Source organism: Candidatus Nanosynbacter sp. HMT-352 (assembly GCF_022819345.1).
Taxonomy (GTDB): Bacteria; Patescibacteriota; Saccharimonadia; order Saccharimonadales; family Saccharimonadaceae; genus Nanosynbacter.
In genome coordinates, this window is the sequence record NZ_CP089288.1 from 38,500 (window position 1) to 59,468 (window position 20,969).

At 43.4% G+C, this 20,969-nt stretch carries 19 protein-coding genes; 1 reads left to right on the forward strand and 18 read right to left on the reverse strand.

Annotation, left to right across the window (positions count from 1 at the left end; translation table 11 throughout):
• Positions 1 to 55 precede the first annotated feature (55 nt).
• The 14 genes from LRM46_RS00230 to metG all read right to left on the reverse strand — a co-directional run bounded on the left by LRM46_RS00230 (position 56) and on the right by metG (position 14,119).
• Entirely contained in the window at positions 56 to 1,240 is a 1,185-nt protein-coding gene (locus tag LRM46_RS00230; RefSeq protein WP_243813112.1) for a CHAP domain-containing protein, read from the reverse strand.
• 190 nt (positions 1,241 to 1,430) lie between these two features.
• The gene (gene mltG / locus LRM46_RS00235; RefSeq protein ID WP_243813113.1) at positions 1,431 to 2,507 is read right to left on the reverse strand and encodes an endolytic transglycosylase MltG; all 1,077 of its coding nucleotides are present in this window, start codon (positions 2,505 to 2,507) and stop codon (positions 1,431 to 1,433) included.
• Entirely contained in the window at positions 2,494 to 2,907 is a 414-nt protein-coding gene (gene ruvX / locus LRM46_RS00240) for a Holliday junction resolvase RuvX (protein ID WP_129631399.1), read from the reverse strand. The genes mltG and ruvX overlap by 14 nt, the downstream gene beginning before the upstream one ends.
• On the reverse strand, positions 2,897 to 4,528 hold the full coding sequence (locus tag LRM46_RS00245) for a hypothetical protein (RefSeq protein ID WP_243813114.1): 1,632 nt from the start codon (positions 4,526 to 4,528) through the stop codon (positions 2,897 to 2,899). Before LRM46_RS00245 ends, ruvX begins: the two co-directional genes overlap by 11 nt.
• Before the next feature lies 1 nt (position 4,529).
• Positions 4,530 to 5,792, reverse strand: a complete 1,263-nt coding sequence (locus LRM46_RS00250; protein WP_243813115.1) for a cell division FtsA domain-containing protein — start codon at positions 5,790 to 5,792, stop codon at positions 4,530 to 4,532.
• 49 nt (positions 5,793 to 5,841) lie between these two features.
• Positions 5,842 to 7,725, reverse strand: a complete 1,884-nt coding sequence (locus LRM46_RS00255) for an alanine--tRNA ligase (RefSeq protein WP_243813116.1) — start codon at positions 7,723 to 7,725, stop codon at positions 5,842 to 5,844.
• Between the two features lie 73 nt (positions 7,726 to 7,798).
• The gene (gene rpsP, locus LRM46_RS00260) at positions 7,799 to 8,146 is read right to left on the reverse strand and encodes a 30S ribosomal protein S16 (RefSeq protein ID WP_129637183.1); all 348 of its coding nucleotides are present in this window, start codon (positions 8,144 to 8,146) and stop codon (positions 7,799 to 7,801) included.
• Between the two features lie 76 nt (positions 8,147 to 8,222).
• On the reverse strand, positions 8,223 to 9,275 hold the full coding sequence (gene mnmA / locus LRM46_RS00265) for a tRNA 2-thiouridine(34) synthase MnmA (protein WP_243813117.1): 1,053 nt from the start codon (positions 9,273 to 9,275) through the stop codon (positions 8,223 to 8,225).
• Complete coding sequence (locus tag LRM46_RS00270; RefSeq protein WP_243813118.1) at positions 9,272 to 9,868, reverse strand: YdcF family protein; 597 nt, start codon at positions 9,866 to 9,868, stop codon at positions 9,272 to 9,274. Before LRM46_RS00270 ends, mnmA begins: the two co-directional genes overlap by 4 nt.
• Positions 9,865 to 11,022: a cysteine desulfurase family protein gene (locus tag LRM46_RS00275; protein WP_243813119.1), complete on the reverse strand. Its 1,158-nt coding sequence runs from the start codon at positions 11,020 to 11,022 to the stop codon at positions 9,865 to 9,867. Before LRM46_RS00275 ends, LRM46_RS00270 begins: the two co-directional genes overlap by 4 nt.
• Before the next feature lie 12 nt (positions 11,023 to 11,034).
• Complete coding sequence (locus tag LRM46_RS00280; RefSeq protein WP_129636418.1) at positions 11,035 to 11,472, reverse strand: hypothetical protein; 438 nt, start codon at positions 11,470 to 11,472, stop codon at positions 11,035 to 11,037.
• Complete coding sequence (locus tag LRM46_RS00285; RefSeq protein ID WP_243813120.1) at positions 11,469 to 11,774, reverse strand: hypothetical protein; 306 nt, start codon at positions 11,772 to 11,774, stop codon at positions 11,469 to 11,471. Before LRM46_RS00285 ends, LRM46_RS00280 begins: the two co-directional genes overlap by 4 nt.
• A gap of 11 nt (positions 11,775 to 11,785) precedes the next feature.
• Positions 11,786 to 12,604, reverse strand: a complete 819-nt coding sequence (locus LRM46_RS00290; RefSeq protein WP_243813121.1) for a TatD family hydrolase — start codon at positions 12,602 to 12,604, stop codon at positions 11,786 to 11,788.
• A 3-nt stretch (positions 12,605 to 12,607) separates the two neighbouring features.
• A complete protein-coding gene (gene metG, locus LRM46_RS00295) occupies positions 12,608 to 14,119 on the reverse strand; it encodes a methionine--tRNA ligase (RefSeq protein ID WP_243813122.1) in 1,512 nt (503 codons plus the stop codon).
• A 96-nt stretch (positions 14,120 to 14,215) separates the two neighbouring features.
• Here metG and LRM46_RS00300 point away from each other — a divergent pair, with 96 nt between their 5' ends.
• Positions 14,216 to 15,658, forward strand: coding sequence for a hypothetical protein (locus LRM46_RS00300; protein WP_243813123.1), 1,443 nt, complete (start codon positions 14,216 to 14,218; stop codon positions 15,656 to 15,658).
• A 75-nt stretch (positions 15,659 to 15,733) separates the two neighbouring features.
• Here LRM46_RS00300 and rsmA read toward each other — a convergent pair whose 3' ends face one another.
• From rsmA to LRM46_RS00320, 4 genes are all read right to left on the reverse strand, one after another.
• Positions 15,734 to 16,522: a 16S rRNA (adenine(1518)-N(6)/adenine(1519)-N(6))-dimethyltransferase RsmA gene (rsmA, locus tag LRM46_RS00305; protein WP_243813124.1), complete on the reverse strand. Its 789-nt coding sequence runs from the start codon at positions 16,520 to 16,522 to the stop codon at positions 15,734 to 15,736.
• Positions 16,523 to 17,548 (reverse strand): resuscitation-promoting factor, encoded by a 1,026-nt coding sequence (locus LRM46_RS00310; protein WP_243813125.1) that lies wholly within the window; start codon positions 17,546 to 17,548, stop codon positions 16,523 to 16,525. It abuts the gene before it with no gap.
• A 91-nt stretch (positions 17,549 to 17,639) separates the two neighbouring features.
• Positions 17,640 to 18,830 (reverse strand): resuscitation-promoting factor, encoded by a 1,191-nt coding sequence (locus LRM46_RS00315; RefSeq protein ID WP_243813126.1) that lies wholly within the window; start codon positions 18,828 to 18,830, stop codon positions 17,640 to 17,642.
• 35 nt (positions 18,831 to 18,865) lie between these two features.
• Positions 18,866 to 20,968 carry an ATP-dependent helicase gene (locus LRM46_RS00320; RefSeq protein WP_243813127.1) on the reverse strand — a complete coding sequence of 701 codons (2,103 nt, stop codon included), beginning with the start codon at positions 20,966 to 20,968 and terminating at the stop codon, positions 18,866 to 18,868.
• Position 20,969: the final 1 nt, after the last annotated feature.

Sequence of the window (20,969 nt, forward strand, 5' to 3'; positions counted from 1 at the left end):
TAGTATACCAAAAAGCACCCCCGAGAGATAGCGGAGGTGCTAATATTAACTAGTTCTAGTGGATATATAGATAACCGCCTGCGCCGTTGAGTGTGCGGTGAGTAATTATTCCATAACCTGCGTAGTTCATATCGCTAACGTAAACCACACCGTTTTCAACTCGCTCGACAATACCAACGTGACCATAATATCCGGCAGTAGTCTGGAATATTGCACCAGGTGCTGGCGTATTATTAACTACGAATCCAGCGGCACGAGCACTTGTGGCCCAAGTATTAGCATTGCCCCAGAAACTACCAATCGGACGACCAAGCTGTAAACGACGCTCGTATGCATACCATGTACAGTTACCGGCCGCATATCGGTTACCGACAGAAGCAGTCAACCAACTTCGACTCGCGCTCGTAGTAGATGATGCCGAAGAGTATTGATTTCCGTACGACCTACTTCGTGGAGCAACATAACCAGGTCGCTCATTTTCTGGAAGCTCACCTCCAGGCAACACAATCCTAGAGCCAGTAGACAACTTCGCACCATCATCAATGTCATTATACAGAACGACGCGCTCAGCACTCGTCTTATACTTTTCTGCCAGAGATTGGGCAGTATCACCATCTTTAACAGTATAGACAACACCATCAACAAGAGGTACGACTAGGGTCTTATTTGGCTCTACAGCGTCCGAAGTTGTATTATTAGCCCAACGAAGAGTCTGAGACGAAATCTTAAACTTCTTAGCAATAGACTCCATCGTATCACCCTCTTTGGTTACATAAGACGAAATGCCACGCGCCGCCGAAGTGTCCGGCTTAACGATATCAGGTTTTGTTATAACTTCTGCATCATTCTGAGAAAGGTTCTTCTTAATTGTTAGTGAAGTTTCAGACTCGCGCAAGTCACCAGCTGAAGGCAATTCCGCCGTTTCCGCCAAGTTAGTTACAGCATTAGCTGCCGTTAATTCATCTACTGAAGCTGTTTTAGACTTAGCAGACTTAGATACCGATGAAACACCAGTAGCTTCAGATGATGCCAAAGTTTTTGATCTTTCAGCGGATACATTACTACCGCTATTACCGTAGACCAAAAATGATATAGTCAATAAAAATATTCCACCGTAGATTGCAAATGATTGCAGTTTACGTTTTTTACTCCGAAGAGATGTAAAATGGTTACGAATAATCGTTCTCCTTGCGTTGATGTTACCATCAGCACTTCTACCAAATTGTCTTTCTTCTCGCAATAGAACAGGATATGTTGTCGACCTAATTGATTATTATTATTCTACATTAGTTTTGCTATATCCGTAGCGACAATTTTGGCAGGTCATTTATCGTAATTCACCCCTGTTTGATAAATTAGACAAATGATCTAACATCTATTTTACACAACATTGACAATAAAGTCAATAAATTTTATAAAATGCGTTTTTGTCAAGAAATCTGGCACTTCTTTTGACAGTGAGCCTTGACATTAGCCTCGTGCTCTTCGTTGGTTTTCGCAAAATACGTAATATCATCGTCGCCGCTCAGGAAATATAGATAATCAGAGTTTATCGGGTCAGCTGCGGCATTCAACGCACTCAAACTAGGCGAAGCGATTGGTCCAGGAGTTAAGCCCTTTTGAATGCGTGTATTATATGGCGATTTAAGGTTTGGTGAGCGCTCTACCCCTGTTTTGTCAGCAATATATTGATATGTTACATCAGAACCCAACGGCATATTGGCTTTCAGGCGATTGTAAAATACACTAGCAATCTTACGCTGATCCTCGCAAGTTGCCGCACCAGACCCGCAGCCAATCGATTCGCGCTGAATAATCGACGCTAGTGTTATCCCTTGATATAGGGTCAGTCCACGAGCTTTAAATTTCTCCTCCAGATTATATTTCTTAACAATTTTCTCCAAATGATCAATTGAGCGCTGCAAAACCTGTTCTGCGGTTTCGTCTGGGGAAATATAGAATGTTTCACCGTAAATATACCCCTCAAGCCCAGCATTTTCCGGTCTACCCACAAAAACTGGACTGTCATACTTAGCAGTAAATGCCTTTTTTATCTGATCATCCGAGAATCCCGCCTTAAGCAACACAGATTCAACCTCTCTGCTATCAGAATTCTTTATTTTTTTATTCAAAGTCGATCCAGGATAAAATGTTATAGCAATCTCATCAGTTTTACCACTGGTCAAATGATTAATTATTTCATCGACAGATTGTGAAGCTTTTACAGAATAAACGCCAGCCTTAAATTTACTCGCTGAGTTGTGGAGCCTTGTGTAGATAGAAAAAGCTAAAGAGTTTTTGATAATTTTATTATCCTCTAAAGTTTTGGCAATATCACTAGATCCCATACCTTCTTTAATATTGATTCTGAAGGTTTGCTGGCTATTTACGTCGACAGGAGAAAGCATCTGCTTATACCACACTGTTGCCCCGAGAGCGCCAATTCCAGTGATAGCCACAACTATTGACAGCACCAATAGCCAAATACGTTGTTTACGAATTTTCATAATTCTCCTCCAAAAAATCCTGCAAAATTATGCTAGCAGCCTCCGCATCAATCTCGCCCTTATCTTTAATTTTATTCCCCAATCTCTGCTCAGCCTGTACACTTGTTAAAGATTCGTCCTGAAAAACAATCTCTGTGTCAAGCTCAATGTCTTCAAATTGCTTAACAAACTCTTCCACAAATTCCGTCTGCTTCGTTGGTTCACCGGATTGATTTCGTGGATAGCCCACTACGATCGTATCGATATCATGCCTCAATACCAGCTCTGTTATTTCCTGGACAATATTTTCATTATTCTCCAACCAGCCAAACGGCACGGCAATTTTCACTTGCGAATCCGCCATAGCCAAACCAATTCGCCGAGATCCAACATCCAGCGCTAAAAAATTTTTACTTGACATCTTTTATCTTAAATTCGACATTAATCTTATTGATATCCTTTGGAACAGATTTAACCCAAAATGGCGAGAATTTAACATCGACATCTTCAACGCCTTCGATAGATTCAATAGCAGACTGAACCTCTCCGTAACTCTTGCCTTTGGCTTGATCCTTTACGTTCGCTTCTTTAATATCTGGACCAACCTTGCCATTCGTAGTTAAGCGCACAGTCTGCGTATTATGCGCCCTAGAAAATTGCGAGAACGCAACCTTGCTTACTCCATTGTCATAAATTCTCTGCGACTTCTTACCAGAAATCTCCTCTTTAAGCTTTGCTTCCACAAAGTTTTTTAGCTCATTCTTATCAATAGCCAACGCGCTGGCGGTAATTGTAGATTTCAGAGTTACAGCTCCAGTCGCCTCGCCATCCACAGCCACACTCGAGCTAGGATCTGATCGATTTTCAACGTAGCTTTCCATTATAACCGTTGCCGAATCGCCGAATGATGACAACAACTGCTCTTTTAATCCATCAATCTTCTTTTCGCTCAGCTTGCTTTTTGCCGATTCTATATCACTAGCCGTCACAACCGTCGCAGTTTTATCGGTACCGCCGCTAGTAGCGGACCGTAGCGACGCAGAAATGTCATCAACCGAAATACTCATACTACCAGTCGCCGCATTATACTGAGCTCCGCCCTCACTGGCGGTAATAGACCCAGAAGCAGATCCCGGACATTTATATCCTGGACAGCTCCAACCCAACGTAGCTCCTGGAACAGTCACAGAAGAATTCAAAGTATAAGATAGTCCGCTATTTTTCAAGATTGTACCAGCTGAAATAGTCACACTACTTGACGACGAGTTACTAAAGACAACCACTCCAGTAGCTTTTTCTCCGACATTCTTCTTGCCCGTAGCAGAGAATTCAACACTAACTTCCTTTGCTAATTCTTTTTTTACAGGCTTAATGACATTAGATTTTGCGCTTGTAGTGGCTGTTTCATTTAAGTTGACAGTATCACTGACTGTCACACTGGTCGTCTTTGCTGAAATAATAATCGTAGCGTGTGGCGCAAACCAAATTGCCCAAACCAAAAATACGATCAAAAGTAAGGCGCCGCCTCCAATCAATAAGAACTTCTTACGAAATGTATTAAAATCAGGGACTTTTGGTTTTTTAACCATCTTTTTCAGAGAGTCCAACCCCTTAGACTCCTTCTTGTTTGCGTCAGCTATAACATTATCTACGGCAGAATCTTCATCAGATTTCTTTGATCTTTTCGCGGAATCCGCCATATCTCCAACCGCCAGCTTGCCGCCATCAATCACATCATTGTCGTCATCGACTTTCAGGACTGGAATCTCCGCAATTTCTGGCTTGCTCTGAAGTGTTTTTGCAATAGGAATTTTCGCCGTTGCCGCTAATCCAGCCAAAACCGAATCATTCGTGATTAATACAATTCTCTTATCCGCCGAAGTTGCCGCCCGAGCTAGTAATCGAATATTGACTGCACTCTGTAAAACACCAATTCTTCGAGGCGGCACTAACGCAATAATTCGCTCTTTCGACGCCTTAATCTTACTAATTATCGTCGTAATGTCGTCTTCTACATCGATATAAATAACGTCTTTATTCATTTTAAATCTTTAACAACCTATTTACTTTTTCAACTAAACTATTACCGTCTTGACTACCGATAATTGTATCATATCCAACTCGCAACAAGCCCATTGCGGTTACAAATGTGTGATCGCTAATATCTCCAGTTTCATCAATTATCCCTGTAATATCACTTGGATTGATATACTGAACCACAGGTTTCTTAGTAAAAGGCAAATCCTCTGGCCAGCGTCGAGTTTTCAGAGCTTCAGTAATTTTCTGCAAGCTCGATCCGCCGCCGCACAGTAAAATCCTATTCGGCAAATAATCGACATTATCAAAATCGCTCAGCGCCAATTCAACGCCTGATAGCCAAACCTCCAAAGTCTTGTCGATCGCCGCGTCAACTTTTTTCTTTACGCTAGGCTTCAAATTCTCATTATCGATATTAAGCTTCAACTTTTCTGCATCTTTGAAGCTTAAATCCAGGTCAGCCGCAATAGTTCTAGTGAAACTTCGTCCACCAATACCAAACATCTTTGTGCCTTCGACTCCGCCGTCATTAACAACTGCAATATCCGTCGTGCCACCACCAATGTCTGCTAGAATCGCCGTGAAATTGCTATCCGTATCTGACCCCAAAACGCTCCTACTCACCGCAAATGGCTCGGCGGCCACAGCTACCAAATCCAGTGCAAGCTCGTCCGCAATCTTCTCCAGCGCGCCAATATGAACCATCGGAGCAAACGCCGTGTAAATCTGCACCGCCACATCTCGCCCCTGAAAACTAATCGGATTCGAAACTTTATAGCCATCAATATGGATACTCACCAGCGCTGAGTTGACCAGCTTCACTTCAACATCCTCATTGCCGGTTTCCAGTGCAATTTGAGCCTGAGCCTTTCCTTGAGCCCGCTCCTGAACTTTCTCAATGATGAACTCCATCTCGGCAATGTCTAGTGGCTTATTTGGCTGCGGCCTGCGATAGCGAATAGTATTCGTAACGCCCTTAACTAATTCGCCCGCAATGCCGATAACAACTCGCTTACCTTGAACGCCAGCTTGATCTTCAGCTTCAGACAGAGCCTCCTCGCAATTCGCTACAACCCCAGCAATATCAGCAATCGCACCGCTGTGCATATCGCCCATTTCCTGCTGTTTTCGCCCAACGCCAATAATCTTCAGTTCGTTGTCTTTAACTTCAGCGATTAACGCCTTAACCACTTCCGTACCAATATCTAAGCTAACCAATAGTTCACGACTATCTTTATCAGACTTCTTCAACATGTCTTTCAATGCCATATAAGAAATATTATATAACGCTTGTGATTTTAGAGCAACAGTTAATTATCTATCTTAAAACAGCCTTGATTCGACGAATTCCAGCCGAACTAGATTCTTCTTTGGTGATTTTGAATCGCTTGCCATCTTCAGCCAAAATTCCAGTATGTTCGACGTGTGGACCGCCACAAACTTCAAAGCTGACAATATTATCACCCTTGCCAATAGAATACACCTTAACTTCGTCGCCGTAACGCTCGCCGAACGCGCCAATTGCACCCATGTTTAGTGCCTCGTCTGTTGGATAAACAGCAAAACCAACTGGCAAATCTTCATCAATCCAAGCGTTAACTTGATCTTCGACCGCCTGTTTTTCTTCTGGCGTCAATTTATCGTGATTGAAATCAAAGCGCAATCGATCGGCGGTAATATTGCTTCCGTGCTGCTGTAAATCTGGCGCATTCAAAACCTTGCGTAACGCCGCACCCAATAAATGTGTCGCCGTGTGATATTTCAGATGAATAGAGTCATGACCTTCCAAACCGCCGCTAAATTGCCCCTTGCGAGCCGTCTTAGAGCGCTGCCTCTGCTCATCCATTTTCTTAGCAAATTCATCGCGCCAATTGTCCGAAAGTTTAATTCCTTGTTTATAAGCCTCTTCCGTACTGAGTTCCACCGGAAAACCGAAAGTGTCGTACAAAGTAAACAATTCTTCACCAGTCAAGCCATCGTCAATATAGCGCTGCATTTGTCGCAAACCTTTTCTCAAAGTCTGGCGAAAAGCTTTCTCCTCCTTAACAAGGACGGAAATTATATTATCGCGATTATTCTTCACCTCTGGAAAATCGGCTTCATACAAATCAGCAATCGTCGGCACAACTTCTTGCAGGAAATTCTGCTCGATACCCAAATCAAAACTATAGCGAATTGCCCGACGGAGCAGACGACGCATCACATAGCCCTGCTCTTTATTACTTGGCACACACCCATCAACCGCCATAAACGTCGCAGCCCTCAAATGATCAGCAATCACTCGCATACTTTCGGTATGTGAAGTGTAATCCTTGCCGCTCAGATCTTGCAGCTTTTCAATAATCGGCCAGAGCAAGCTAATCTTAAAGACGTCAGGATCATTATTTGCTGCAGCTGCGATTCGCTCAAGTCCAGATCCATGGTCAATATTTGGCTTATCAAGTGGCTCAAATTTACCCTCGGCAACTTTTTTATATGCCATAAATACGTTATTACCAATCTCCATAAATCGACCACAATCGCAGTTCGGATGACAATTTTCACCAAATTTTGGATCATGCTCAATGAAATCAAACTCATAAAACATCTCACTATCCGGACCACACGGATCACCAACCGGAGTAGTTTCTGGACCACCATTACGACTCCACCAGTTTTTACTGCCGTCATAAAAGAAAATTCTTTCACCTGGATTTACACCACGCGCCGCTCCCTGCTCTTCGCTGCCGATATCCGCCATTTTTGCATCAATGCCCTTTTCTGCAAACTTTTTCTGCCACAGTTTAGCCGCTTCAACATCTTTCTCAATATTATATTCCGGCGCACCAATAAAACACGTTACATACAATCTCTGCGGATCAAGACCAATTTCCTCAGTCAAAAACGTCCACATCCAGCCAATTTGTTCTTCCTTAAAATAGTCGCCCAAACTCCAGTTTCCAAGCATCTCAAAAAACGTTGTATGACGATTGTCGCCAATGTCGTCGATGTCCTGCGCCCGTAAACACGTTTGAGAATCGGCAATTCTCTTACCTTCGGGATGTGCCTCACCAAGCAAGTACGGAATCATCGGCTGCATTCCGGCGCCCGTAAATAAAGTCGTCGGGTCATTAGTTAAAATCAACGGCGCACGCTCAACGACGGCGTGACCTTGTTTTTTATAAAATTCAAGATATTTACTACGTATTTTTTGGGCATTCATGAGTGTTATTATACCATAAAATAACCCCACCTTATAGATGGGGCTTATAGGTCAAATCGCCAATCTCAACAGATTATTCAGCTACTTCTTCAGCTGGTTCTTCTTTTGGTTGATTCTTGCGAAGTTTTTCTGGATTGCGGATGGCTTTGTGCTTATCAACTGAGACTTCCTTAACCCACTTTGGCAACTTAACGCCAGCTTCTTTCAATAACTTAACTACGCGTGGTGTTGGCTGTGCGCCATTGTCCAAATATTTCTGAGCCAATTCAACTTGGATATTTGATTCTTTAGTGTGTGGATTGTAGCTACCGACATAAGCGACTACACGACCGCTTGATGGATGACGATGTGCTTCTTGTACCGCCAAGCGATATACTGGATAACCTTTGCGACCCAAACGTTGCAAACGAATTGCTAGCATAAAATTAATTCTTCCTTTAACTCTACGTTTTATTATTCCTTACTTTAGAACAGTTTACACTATTTTTCCCATAACGTCAATCTGTTTTCACGATTCCGCCACCCAAACATTCATCGCCGTCATATATTACCGCAGATTGACCCGCGGCTACGGCACGCTCCGAAGCAGAAAGGTGCACAATATCTCCGTCAATTTTCGCGTTGAATAAAGAGCCTCGATGACGCAGTCGAACTTGCACACCCCTATCTTTATGCGGCGCTTGATTAATCCAATGAATATCTGCCAGCCTAAGTTCTTTTCGCCACAAACTTTCATTATCAATCGAGCGCGACACGTAAACCTCATTTTTCTCCATATCCTTGCCCACAACATAATAAGGTAATCCTCCGCCGACGTTCAGCCCATGACGCTGACCAAGCGTATAGAAAATTGCGCCGTCATGTTTACCGACGACAGATCCCGTCTGCTGGTCAATGATATTTCCTGGCGCAGTTTTAACATATTCCGACAAAAACTCACGAATTCCAACTTGCCCAACAAAACAAATTCCCATCGATTCCTTTTTGCTAGCCGTCCACAAACCGCGCTCTTTCGCCATTTTGCGAACTTCCGCCTTAGTAAAATCACCCAACGGAAATATGGTTTTTGACAAAGCCTCCGAAGTCACTCGATATAAGAAATACGTTTGGTCTTTATTATCATCACGAGCGCGTAATAATTTGGCTGACGAAGACGATTCGTGAGCAACGCGCGCATAATGCCCTGTCGCGATATAATCCGCTCCAGCCGCCAACGAGGCCTCCAAAAATACCTTAAACTTCACTTCTTGATTACACATAATATCTGGGTTTGGCGTGCGGCCCGCTTGATATTCGCGAATCATGTAATCGACAACGTTTTGCTTATATTCTTTCTGGAAATCAAAAACTCGAAAATCAATGCCCAAACCAACCGCCACACGCTTGGCGTCAGCAACATCTTCCGCCCACGGACAATGCATTCCAGGAAGATCTTCCGACCAGTTTTTCATATAAACACCCGTTACGTCATAGCCCTGCTCAACCAAAAGTGCCGCGGCCACGGAGGAGTCCACACCGCCCGACATTCCAACAAAAACTTTCTTACTCATCTGGACAACCCCAGAGCGAACAGCCCAATTCTCATTAATTCACCCATTGCCAAACACCAACCCCACGGCGTCAACCACCACCACGAGCTCCAGTTTTTATCAGAAGCGACAGGATGGCTCCGGATTTTGACGTCATTAAACTGCGCTGAAAATTCGAGCTGCGCCCGACGCATATGATATCCACTTGTCACCAAAATCACATCTTCAATTTTTCGCGAATCGACAATTTTCTTCACTTCGGTGGCGTTTTGCCTGGTCGTTTCGGAAGACTCGTCCATAACAATAGCTTTCTCAGGAACACCGCTATTAATCGCTCGCTGGTACATAGCCTTAGCGTTGGACGGGCCAGTTTTATCGGCCGCCGCGCCCGACACAACAATCAACGGTGCCCAACCTTCTTTATACAGTTTAATAGCCTCGTCAGTTCGCGCATTCGTGTCACCGCCACTGACAACAACTATTGCATCAGCCTTACGACAATCGCCTTCGCCCACGCTTTGACATTTTCCCAAATCATTCGGCGACAAATATGCGCTAAGCCCAAAAATCACCAAAGCAGCAAAAATAATCAAGCCAACTAGTTTATGAATCATCGACGAGTCCTCTTCATTTCCGCCTGTACAGCTTCGATGATAAATTCGCCAACTCGCTTTATATTCTCATCATTGTTCAACTTGCCTAAGGTAAGCCTTAGACTTCCGTCAATCTCTGATTCGCTCAGACCAACACTCGCTAGTACATGAGAACGCGTTCCAGAATTAGCCGCGCAAGCACTACCTGTAGCCACTAAAACCCCGCGAGATTCTAATAAAAACACCAATCTTTCAGCATCAATTCCAGAAAATGATATATTCAAAAAACTCACCAAACTTTTTTTCATATCTGATGATATCAACATGTCAGGAAAAGCCCGCCTCAAATCTTTTACCAACTCTTCCCGCAACTTTCGCAGTCGCTTCACTTCGGCAGAACGTCGTTTTTGTGCCAATTCCAAAGCCGTCGCAAACCCAACCACGCCAGCAACGTTTTCAGTTCCGCTGCGAAGACCCAATTCTTGACCGCCACCAAAAATATTGGCTTTCAGCGTAACACCAGGTCGCACCCACAGTAAACCAACCTGCTTTGGGCCGTAAACTTTCGCCGCAGATAATGTCAATAAATCAACACCCAGCCTTTTAATCTTCACGTCAATTAAAGCCGCCGCCTGCGAAGCATCTGTATGAAAAATCAACGGTAAAGGTTCATCATTTTCTTGGCGCCTTAGTCGCTCAGCTTTTACAATTTCCGCAATTTCTTCAATTGGCTGGATGTAGCCTAGCTCATGATTCACCAGCGCAACACTAACAAATCCAACATCTGGCGTTAACATTTTTTTAACCGTGTTCGGGTCTATTCGTCCATTTTTCATTGGCGGAATTAACTTCACTTCCGAACACGCTTTTGCAGAGTTGATCACCGAATCATGCTCAATTGCCGAAATTAAACTTACGCCATTTGCTGCATTGAACGCCAAATTGACAGACTCAGTTGCTCCAGCTGTCATTATTAATTCGTCAGCCATCACGCCCAAGCAGCGCGCCAGCCGAGCCTTCGCGTCTTGATATTCACGCTTTGTAAATATTGCCGGAGCGTAAGGACTAGACGGATTGAAAAACTTTTCAGAAAAATATGGCAACATCGCCTCAATCACCAATGGATCCATTGGCGTGGCAGCAGCATGATCAAGATAGATATAGTCTTTATTCACTTTTTTATTATATCAAAGAGGCTGACCGGTTTGCGGATCTTTCTTATACAATTGTCGAGAAACTCGCTCGTAATATTCCTTAGTTGCCAAGACAAAATTCTGAAGCTCGTCGCCCTCCAAGTAACTATAGCGATAATTCGGCTGAATCTTCAAAATTCCCTTTGGTTGCACTTCATAACGCGTCGTCAATTCTTGCCGGCCACCCTTACCATCAGCAACTTCTTCATACCAAATCCAAGTATCTTTATCTAAATTAAAAAACTCTCGTCGCGCAACATACGCCGGCTTCTCGCCAAAAATCGTTGCGCCAATTTCACTTTCCAATTGGATTAGCTCGCGCTCGGTAAATTTCTTTAATGGACGATCTTTTTTACGGAATTTCAATAAAGACACCGCGTCGCTATCATCAGCAAAAACCAAACTTCGTACTTTTTTCAAAAACTTAGTCACCTGCAACTCTCCTTAGTTTTGTATTCACGTAGGAGTTGGAGTGAATTACCAATTGCCTGCACAGTTTCAAGCGGACTGTTGTTAATGTAGTCAAGACTTTTTCCATAGCTACCAAGTGCTTGATTACAGAAATCAACCGCCCCATTATCAGCAAAGTCCATCTTAATATCAATCGCAGTCTTCCCCAATTCAGGGTTCACCTTAGAGTTATCGCGTTGCTCGGCGTCAGAAAAAATAGCAGCAAGTTTTTCGCGAGCTTCAATTTCAGGTGTTTTTGTAACACATTCCGGTGTACTATTCATCTTCTCCACTTTCAAATGCCAAAAAGTTCTTTTGTATTGCGAAGAGTAGCTTGGCTTAAAACATCAAAATCAATATTTCTCTGTTTCGCCCAATATTCAGCCACCACTCTCACATATTCTGGCTTGTTTATATTACCACGAAACGGCGCTGGTGTCAAGAATGGCGCGTCAGTTTCTAGCAATAATCGCTCCAGCGGAATTGAAGCAAACAATTCTTTCTGCAATTGATCCTTTGTGAATGTACTAATTCCATTAAGTCCAACGTACAAATTTCGCGAAAAACCTTTTTCCAAATTTTCACGCGTATCAGTAAAGCTATGTAGTGCGCCGCGAAGCCCGTGAAAATTGTCAAAAATTGGCCAAAAATCATCCCAAACCGACGGCTGATCCTTCGCACCATCACGAACATGAAAACTTACCGGCAAATCGTAATCAATCGCCATTTGAAGTTGCGCCTCCAAGCCTTCAATTTGCGTTTCCCGCGGACTGTTATTGTAATAATAATCAAGCCCAATTTCACCAATTGCCACAATCGGAGAATTTTCCGTCTTATTCTCCAGCAAAGTTTTGACATCTCCCCAGCCATCTTTCGTATCGTGCGGATGAACGCCAATTGCCGCCCAAGTAAACTTATGATTCGCGGCAAATTCCACAGCTTGGCGGCTACTTCGCTGGTCAGTACCGACACAAATCATGCCAATATTCGCCTCGACCGTTTCTTTGTAAAACCTCTCACGATTGTCCGTAAAAAATTCTGTATCGTGCAAATGACAATGCGAATCTATCAGACGTAAGCCCTCAGTCGCACTTTTCTTATCAGCCTCAATCATAAACTATTTAACCTGAGATTCTGTTTTCGGAGCGCGTGGATCTGGCGTGTGAATATATTTGCGCGGGAACAAAGGCATCAATTCTGACGGCACGACACCACTAGCAAACATATCATGAATTTTCTCGGCAGTTTGCGGCATAAATGGACGAAGCATGTCAGATACTTGCAATAATGTGCCACAAGCGTGCGCCAAAATCTCGCTCAAATGCGACTCCGCCTCTGGATCTTTATCGCGATTTTTAGCAACTTGCCAAGGCTGGACTCGCTCGATATATTGATTCAAAGAGCGAACAATTAGCCAAATTTCGTCCATTGCTTGATCGAACATATAACTTTCCATCGCCTGACGATACGGTCCCATGTCGTGCTCTGATTGTGGAGCGTCGCCAATAACGCCCGCTTGATAACTCTGCACCATTTTAGCAACTCGCTGAACCAAATTGCCCAAATCATTGCCAAGCTCACCATTATACGCAGCTTCAAACTTTTCCCAAGTAAAGTCACCATCATCTTGCGTCGGTACGTGGCGCAGGAAATAATATCGGAACGCCTCAGCGCCGTAATCTGGAATAATGTCAGTCGGGCCAACACCATTTCCGAGACTCTTTGACATTTTCATTCCGCCAGAATTGATAAATCCATGAACAAGTAGAACCTTCGGAAGTGGTAAATCTAGCGCCATGAGCATTGCTGGCCAAATACCAGCGTGGAAGCGGAGAATGTCCTTGCCGATAACTTGCACGTCAGCCGGCCAGAATGATTGCCACTCTTCTGGACGGTCAGGATAACCAATAACCGTAATGTAATTACTCAGAGCATCCAACCAAACGTACATGACTTGATTATCATCGCCAGGAACCGGCACGCCCCAGCTAAGATTTTTACGTGGACGAGAAACCGACACATCTTTCAAGCCATCTTTCATCAATTCCAAAAACTCTTTTTTACGGAATTCAGGCACGATTCTCATTTTATTTGACTCAATCGCCTGACGAATATTGTCCGAAAAAGCACTGGTTTTAAAATAATAATTTTCCTCACTCAAGCGCTGATACGGCGTCTGGTGATCTGGACAAACCCCATTATTGTCAGCAGCTTCTTTATCCGTAACGAAAGCTTCGCAACCCTGACAATACCAGCCTTCATATGAACCCTTGTAAATGTAACCAGCCTCAACGAGTTTCTGCCAAATATACTGCACCGCAGCAACGTGATGCGCGTCAGTTGTTCGAATAAAATCCGTCACTGAAATATTCAGCTCATTAATCATCTTCTTAAAATTAACGTGCGTCTGATCGACGTATTCTTGAGGGGTTTGATTTTGGCTAGCAGCTTTGGCGGCAATTTTATTGCCATGCTCATCTACACCAGCTTGAAAACGAACCTCACGACCGTTTTGTCTGGAATATCGCGCCCACACATCTGCCAACATATAATCCATAGCATGCCCAATGTGCGGCAAGCCGTTTACGTAAGGAATAGCGGTAGTGATGTAAGCGTGTTTCTTAGTCATAGGTAAATTATAGCAAATTCAACAGATCATGACCAATGATAAAGGGCGCTAATTGATGTGATATAATTATAGTCACAATTTATTAGGAGGGGAGTTATGAACAAACTCATAAAAAACTTAACCGTAGCCGCAGCTATTAGCATTGCTATAATCGGCGTCTACACACCAGCAACAGCAAGCGCCAACGGAGGAAGCTGGCAGAGGGATTCAGTTGGATGGTGGTATAAAAATTCCAATGGAAGTTACCCAAAGAATGATTGGCAACGAATAGATGGCAAATGGTATTACTTTGATGGACGCGGATACATCACGCATAGCAAATGGGAGCGTATAAAGGATTATTGGTACTATTTCAACACTAGCGGTCACATGACAGAAAACGCCTGGAAAATGATTGGCGACAAGTGGTACTACTTCGACAACAAAGGTCATATGCTATTAAATCAATGGGTCGGCGACTACTACGTCGGTAAAGATGGTGATATGTTAAAGAATACCGTCACACCAGACAACTATGTAGTTGGAAGCGACGGAAAATGGGACAAGAGGTTTTCGAGAGAATTAGCAGAAAAAGCTAAGAGCCCATTGAATAACCTATATAAGGTTGATCGCTCCAAATATAGCGTAGCCGGAGATCTTACCTTTGGAAAAAGAAATGAATACAATATAGCACTTCAGTTACTCGAGACAATTTACCCAGAATACAACGCTGTAGATAACGCGAAAAGGGCAATAAAAAACATGATAGGCAAGATGGACAATGATAATAATCCTTACGATTGGATGTCCAAGGACTTGTCAATACGCGCCCTTACTGAGTGGCATGTTAACACTAATAGCCACAGTAGCTACATGTTCTCACAAGAAGAAGTTAAAAAAGCATTCGATGAGCTGAGTAGCGAGATTGATTTCGCTAAATTCTTCCAAAGACAGGCCGTAAAAGCTCTAAAGAATATAGATTCCTATAAGCATACATCAAAAACACAGTACGAAAAAGACCTTACTGAGTTCGGCTTTACCAAGGAAGAAATTGACAATGCCTTTAATACAGTAAAAATTGACTTTGCATATAATGCTCAGCAAAAAGCAACTAGTAGCTGCACAACAGCAGGCAGTAAATGTACATCCTCAAAAGAATGGACTATACAAGCCTTAGTAAAAGGTTACGGTTTCACCAGAAAAGAAGCAGAAGAAGGAGTTAATCGCCTGAACTATGACTATAAAATCAATCTGCGTAACCTTATTGAGGCAAACTTCACAACCGCCAATGCTACCTGGGCGGGATCAATTTCAAAAGAATTCATAGTAGACCATTTAGTAAGAAATGATCTATTTGTAGAATCAGAAGTTCGAGAGGTTCTAGCAGAATACAATATCAATTACACTGAGCGGGCACGACTACGAGCTATAGACATTCTGAAGAATGGAAAATATAGTAGAAGCGACTTGATAAAAATTCTTATCGACCAGTGGAAATTCACTAAGGAAGAAGCCACCAACGCCGTTAAGGATTTAAAGCACGAAAACCTAACTGATTAATTAACCTCTAATCACAAAAGCGACTCAGTTTAAATGTATTGAGTCGCTTTTTATTCGAGAATAAATTCTAAGCAATTATAGCGCCCGCCATTCTTTGAGCAACTTCTTCCAACCTTCAATCGCCAAATCTTCAGCGCGAGCATCTGGTGAAATTCCTGCATTTTTCAGTAATTCTTCCGCCACACTTTTATCAATCCCCAACCCGCCGCTCAAGCTAGAGCGCAACTTCTTTCGCTTAGCAGAAAATCCAGCCTTAACAATGCGGAAAAAATCTCTCTGAGCTTCTGGAGTAATTAACGGATTATTACGAGTTCTTAAAACCACAACCTGCGAGTCAACTTTTGGCGGCGGCGTGAAGAATTGCCGCGGCACTTCAATATCTAGCTCCGCCTCAGCAAAAATCTGAACGCTCACAGACAAAACACTCATATTTCCAGCCTCTGCCGCAATTCGCTCGGCAACTTCTTTTTGCACCAACAGCACCGCAATGCTCGGCTTATTTTCTGCTGTCATCAATTTTTCAACAATTTTGCTGGTAATGTAATATGGGACATTAGCTACGACTTTGTAGTTTTTTGGTAATTGATTCAGGTCAAATTGCAATATATCTTGATTTACGACAGTTAATTTTTTCCCAGGAAATTGCCCTGGTAATTTTCGCGCCAAATCCGCATCAAACTCCACAGCGGTCACCGAATTAGCCCGAGCCAACAAACGACTAGTCAAAGTACCCAGCCCCGGGCCGATCTCCAGCACAACATCATCGCTCGTCAATTCAGCCGCTTCAGCAATATCCGCCAAAATCTCCGGATCCTTCAGCCAATGCTGTCCAAGCGATTTTTTTGGTCCACGAGAAGAAGTCATTTAGCGCCCATCTCCATTCGTCCAGTCAGTCGCTAAGTCAAATCCGTGCGGATGCTTGGCTGCAAATCCACCGGTGTCATAAACCTTTCCAGGACCCATGCTAGTCTCAACCACCGAGCATCGCGGATAATTACCATAATTAGCCGCCACCAAAATATAGCCATCCTTATCGACCTTCGCGCCGTCCGCCCGCACCGTATAAGTACCGCCGCTACCGCAGGCTTTTATCACAATATTCATCGGCAAATCATAATACGTCTCGCGATGCGCCACACCCTTGGAGTCGGTAAATATCTGCGCGCCCTTGCTTTTTGTCAATGGATTTTTAGGCTTCGTACCAATTATTTCAATCTGCTTCTTTGGCTGTTTTGCGATTTCGCTAGCAGCTTCCTTACGACTAATCTCGCGCTCGTTTTCTATCTCAACCCGATAAGTTACCTTCCGCACGCCCTTTTCTCCAAGCTGTTTAACGCTCTTAAATCCAATAGGCTGAGAATCGTCCTTAATCTGCTCAATATCAAAATTAACATCAACCTCTTCGGTTATCGTTCGCTGTTTTGATCGCTCAATCTTCATCACCAAGCCAACACCGTTCACCAAAAGATCGTCAGAATTCGTAAAATGCGTCTTATCTTCGCGATATAAAGTCAGCCCAGCGACCTTCGCAATCAAAGCCGGCGTTTGTTCGGCAGTGGTTATTTTCAGGCGCTTATTTCCATCAACGATTGTTATTGGACGAGCGCGGAAAATATTGACCTGGTATTTTGCGCCGGTCAATTCCATATCAATATTTGGCTCAACCGCGTCAATCTTTTCGTCAATCGTAATCTTAGCCGCACGCAAGGCCTGCCGAACGGTCAATGCATTTGTGATAATGGTCTTTTCTTCACCGCGATCATAAATGCGAACCAAATGCTCACCAGAAGTCTTTCCGTCAGCAAACGAAATCATTGGAGTTGCAATCGCAACCAACACAGCCAATCCAATAATTTTTCCAAAAAATAAACCTTTTGCGCGCATAATCATATAATGACTTGTAAACCTAGTCAAATAAATTATACCAAATTAAACACTTTTTATCTATAGACTACAGCCAACTTACGCCACCAGCGTTAGTCTACCACCATTTTTGGCGGTTCCATGCATTGTAAGCGCCAGCCCAGCTACCATATGTACTTACAGCATAATTATTGAAAACTCTAATCTGACAGACTGGATCACTTTGCCAATTTGGGCAAGCCTGAGAAAGCTTATCTATATTCGTCTGACCGAGCCCAGCATATTGCCCATTCCTAGCCGTTGTTCGCCAAGTTGACTCTTTCGTAAAAATGAAGTTCACGTAGCCATAATCATCAGGGCTAATACCAGCCGCAGACATCCAATCCGAATGAGATCCAGAAGGTAGGCTAACTTTCGTCCCCACAATCTCAATCTGCTTCTTTGGCTCTTTTGTCACAACACTAGCGATCTCCTTGCGGCTCACCTCCACGCCGTTCTTCATTTCGATTTCATAAGTGACATTTCTCTTACCATTCTCGCCCGCCTGTTTTACTTCGCGATATCCCGAATCTCGATTCGCGTCTTGAACTTTTTCAACCTCAAATTTCACATCTTCTTCTGCGGTTATAGTTTGCTTGCCGTTACGCCAAAGCTCAATTTTCATTCCAGGAATAATTTTTGCCGAACGATCCACAGATAGCGTATCATCTTTCTTTGGGTCGATATTTTTCTCTTTTAATAGCTCGCCAACTGTCTTAGCATGTGTACGAATGACAGATTCTTTACCATAAAGCACAAAAATAACCATCGAGGCTCTGTCAATTTTCATCACCATATTTGCGCCATCAACCGCCATATTATCGGAATTAGATAGAGTAGTTTTGTCCTCTTCAAAAACTTCAATTCCAGCGGCCTTCGCAATCAAAGCCGGCGTCTGCTCGGCAGTAGTTACCTTTAGACGCTTATTTCCATCAACAATTGTTATTGGACGAGCGCGGAAAATATTAATATTGTACTTCTCCGCCACCATCTCCGAATCAAGACTCGGCTCGACTACGTCTTGGCGTTCGTCAATAGAAAACTTAGCCAATTTCAAAGCCTCGCGAATCGTCCTCGCTTTTGTAACAATCGTCTTTTCTGCGCCTCTGTCGTAAATCGTTACCAACTTTTCGCCAGCCTTAGCCGCTGGCTTAGTAGCGTCAGCTAACGCTTGATTAACAAAAAATAGACCGCCAACCAGCATCAATATCGCGCCAGAAACGAACGTAATTTTCTTAGAGTAATGTTTTGCTTGTAATCTTATACCCATAAGTTCACACCCACAACGCAGGTATTCTTATTATATCAAATTTTCTCCAAGCGCGCGAACTCGACGTTCAATTTCTTAATATTTCCATTGTCAAACTGGACCGTAACACTCAGCCCTTCGCTGTCAATAATTTCCCCCGAACCAAAACTCGGGCTGCAAACTCGATCACCAACCTCCAAACCAATATCTTCCGAATAAAAATCAGGTTCTATAATCGGCTGAGCTGGCCTATCAACACCACCGGCCATCAAACCCATCTCGTCCAAAAACCTCGATGGCATGTTATAGCCGATCTGACCAAATTGCGTCCGAGAACTAGCACAACTAACGAACAATTCTTCCCTCGCCCGAGTCACACCAACGTAGCACAATCGGCGCTCCTCCTCAATATCGTCAGCATTACCACTATCAAACACTCTCGCATGCGGCAAAATTCCCTCTTCCAGTCCCGCCAGAAAAACCACCGGGAACTCCAAACCTTTAGCCGCATGAAGCGTCATGAGCGTTACTTGTTGATCGGCAGTTGTATCCGTCGAAGACATCAAAGCCATCTCTTCCAAAAACGTCGCCACGTCAACATAAGCCTTCGCCTCCGACAAAAGCACGCCGATATTTTCTATTCGTTCCTCAGCTTGCGGCGTTCCGTCGTTTATAAAATCTTCATAGCCAGTACTTTTCATAATTTTTTCAATCAGTTCGGCCGGAGATCCGTCAATTTCCTGCTGCAAATTGTGCAATTTTTGACCAAACTCTAGCAGCGGACGTTTTGCACGCGCCGTCAAAGTATCCGCCTCCTCAACCGCCAGCAACCCGCTAATTATGTCTTTCCCTGACGCATCATTCCAGTCCAAAAACTTAGAGATACTCACCGCGCCAACGCCACGTTTTGGCGTATTCACAATTCGCAAAAAACTAACTCGATCACTCGGCTGATATAACAATCGAAGATATGCCAATAGATCCTTAACGACCGCTCGATCCAAAAATCGCAGACCGCCGACGATTTTATACGGAATATAGCTCTGACGCAAGGCTCGCTCAATTGCGTAACTTTGCGCATTCGTTCGGTACAACACCGCCACGTCACCATATTGACGACCGTTCGCAATTTGCGCCTGAATCTCATTCGCAATCGCCAAAGCCTCTTCAGACTCATTGTATAATTGCCATAATTTTGGCTCAACACCGTCGCCATTCGCTGTCCATAAATTTTTATCAGTTCTATGAATATTATGACTAATCAGCGCATTTGCCATATTCAAAATCGCACTAGTCGAACGATAATTCTGCTCCAACTTAACCACCGTCGTACCTGGAAAATCACGCTCAAAATTGAGAATGTTAGTATAATCAGCCCCGCGAAAACTATAAATCGACTGAGCATCATCACCAACCACGCATAAATTGCGACGCGAATTGACCAGCAACTTAATTAACGCATATTGCACCGCATTCGTATCCTGATACTCGTCAATCAGAATATGTTCGAATTGCTGCTGCCATTTATGGCGAATATCCGGCTTGTTTCGTAACAATTCAACAGTTTTTATCAATAAATCGTCAAAATCCAACGCCGAAGCATCTTTCAAAGCTTTTTCATAAGCAAAAAACAGCTCGGCTATTTTCTGCTCTCTTGGGCCACGGGTCGAAGCAGAAAAATCCTCAGCATTTCGCATTTCATTTTTAGCGTTTGAAATAGCCGAAAGTACAGCTCGAGGTTTAATATCTTTATCCGTCAAGCCGCGAGACTTCATAATTTGCTTCATCAAGCTTATTTGATCGTCGGTATCGTAAATCAAGAATCGCTTGTTCAGGCCAATATTTTCACCATCCATCCGCAACATTCGCACGCAAATACTGTGAAAAGTTCCCATCCACGGCATAAATTGCCGATTTTCAGAATCTTCACCTAATATCTGCGCTAACCTCTGACGCATTTCCTTCGCGGCTTTATTAGTAAATGTAACCGCCAATATTCGACTAGGAAATATTTTCAACTCGCCAATCAAATAAGCGATTCTATGAGTCAGAGTTTTGGTCTTTCCAGATCCGGCTCCAGCCAAAATCAACAACGGCCCATCAACGTGCGTCACCGCTCGAGCCTGCTCGCTATTTAATCCGTCAGTAAAATTAGACATA